Genomic DNA, 1,795 nt, shown 5'->3' with positions numbered 1-1,795 from the left:
CCAGCGACCAATAGCAAGAAGAAGCCTAGTGCTACCGATACCACTACTCCTTCCTCCACTGCTCCTGCTAGCGATGCCATGCCTAGCTCCACTAGCACTCCTAGCGACTCCGCTCCTAGCAGCATCAAAAACAATAGCAACTCGACGATCAAAGTTCCGACTGGCAGCAGCATGCCTAGCACGCCAACATCGGTTCCTAGCACCACTACTCCTGCAACTGGCACTCCTAGTGTCCCCACTGGCTCACCAAAGTAGCCCGTCTTTCCAACTTTAAAATGGCTGTTTCCGAATTAAATAAATTCGGACGCCAACCCAAGTGTCTCAGCTAAAGTAACTGAGACACTTTTTCGTATGTCACCCAAGAGAATCGATCGACCTCGACCTAGAACGATAGAAACGTCATAATAATAAGGGTCGCTTGAAAATATGTTTACAAGTCTTATTATTTAGTTCTTCGCTATGCCACGTCTCGATTCTATCTCCGTACTGGCAGATGCTGCGCCAACGCAGATGCTGCATTCCCCAACATCCGCTCCAGGTGCCGATCGCGCCATCGATGCGCCACAGCTAGACTACGATCTGGCGATCGTTGGTGGCGGCATTATTGGGAATACATTGGCTCTCGCGCTGCAAAATTCGGGATTGCGGGTAGTGTCGATCGAATCTCAAGCCGCATCGATTTCGATCGCCAAGAGTCGAGCCTACGTGCTATCGATGCTCTCAGGGCAGATCTTTGCGGGGTTGGGCATCTGGCAAGAAGTTTTACCCCACGTTACTCAATTTAGCCAAATTCAAATCTCTGACGCCGATTATGCGGGGATAGTGAAAATGTATCCCCAGGATTTAGGGCGGGAAACATTGGGTTATGCTGCCAGCCATGAAGTCCTCCTGACAGCACTGCAAGCTAAATTGCAAACTGCCACCAATATCACCGTCATGTGTCCAGCGCAGGTAATTGCCGTCGAATATACCGCTACAGGTGCCGAACTGACGATTCACACTCCAGATCGCGAGCAACCCACCAAAATCCGTACCAGTCTAGTCATTGCTGCCGACGGTGCCAAATCTGCACTCCGAGAACAAGCTGGTATTGCCACAACTGGCTGGAACTACTGGCAATCATGCATCACCGCCACGATCGTCCCCGAAAAACCGCATCAAAATATTGCCTACGAGCGATTTTGGTATGCAGGGCCGATCGGCGTGCTACCATTGGCCGACGGTCGCTGTCAGGTAGTTTGGACGGTGCCCCACCAACAAGCTGAGGAATTACGCGATTTGCCTGTGGCGGAATTTCTTTTAGAATTGGAACATTGTACGGGCGGTTTACTCGGCAAATTGGAACTGGATAGCCAGCGGTGGTTATTTCCTGTCAAGTTGATGCAGAGTAAAGATTATATTGCCGATCGATTGGCCCTAATTGGCGATGCAGCGCACTGTTGCCATCCCGTCGCCGGACAAGGGATGAATCTAGGGATTAGGGATGCCGCAGCTTTAGCAGAGATTTTAGTCGCTGCCGATCGCGCGGGGGAAGATATCGGCAGTAGAAAGGTACTCCAACGTTATGTCAACTGGCGCAAGCCGGAAAACTGGGTAATTTTAGCTTTTACCGATTTTCTCGATCGAATGTTTTCGACACGGTTGCTACCGATCGTCATTGTCCGCCGGTTGGGTTTATTTTTACTCGATCGAATCCCTGGATTTAAATACCTTGCACTAAGGTTAATGACGGGATTGGCTGGCAAAATTCCGCAGGTGGCAAGGTAGAAAAAAGAGATCCCCCTAAATCCCCCTT

1 protein-coding gene and 1 pseudogene are annotated in these 1,795 nt (G+C 50.3%); both read left to right on the top strand.

Annotated elements, in window-relative coordinates; all coding sequences use genetic code 11:
- Positions 1–255: pseudogene (locus tag RMO84_RS18590) on the top strand (NlpC/P60 family protein); the annotation flags it as partial.
- 204 nt (positions 256–459) lie between these two features.
- Positions 460–1,767 (top strand): FAD-dependent hydroxylase, encoded by a 1,308-nt coding sequence (locus tag RMO84_RS18585; RefSeq protein ID WP_310489925.1) that lies wholly within the window; start codon positions 460–462, stop codon positions 1,765–1,767.
- Positions 1,768–1,795: the final 28 nt, after the last annotated feature.

The organism is Chamaesiphon sp. VAR_69_metabat_338, assembly GCF_031423935.1.
Lineage (GTDB): Bacteria > Cyanobacteriota > Cyanobacteriia > Cyanobacteriales > Chamaesiphonaceae > Chamaesiphon.
This window is presented reverse-complemented; position numbering and strand designations above follow the sequence as displayed.

Excerpts from the sequence above, each read along its gene's own strand:
- RMO84_RS18585 (WP_310489925.1), top strand. The coding sequence starts at position 460 with ATGCCACGTCTCGATTCTATCTCCGTACTGGCAGATGCTGCGCCAACG.